1 pseudogene is annotated in these 202 nt (G+C 46.5%); it reads right to left on the bottom strand.

Annotation, left to right across the window (positions count from 1 at the left end):
- A pseudogene (locus BWI93_RS27995) lies at nucleotides 1–202 on the bottom strand (mannose-1-phosphate guanylyltransferase); the annotation flags it as partial.

Genomic DNA, 202 nt, shown 5'->3' with positions numbered 1-202 from the left:
AATGTCGCTGAGAACCACGTGCACGTTCTGAGCCTTTTCCATCACCCCGTTATCAATCGAAATGCTCTGACACAGTGGATAGATTTCCAGTAGCTCCAGGACTTCCTGCTCGGTATAATAATCTTTTTCCAGTCGTTCAAAGACCGTGTGCAGTTCTGGTAAATACGACTCAAAGGCTTTACGAATGGATCGGGCATTCCAG

Source organism: Siphonobacter sp. BAB-5385 (assembly GCF_002261125.1).
In the GTDB taxonomy this organism is placed as follows: domain Bacteria; phylum Bacteroidota; class Bacteroidia; order Cytophagales; family Spirosomataceae; genus Siphonobacter.
Note: the sequence above shows the minus strand (reverse complement) of the source record. Positions and strands in the feature narration are given on the sequence as shown.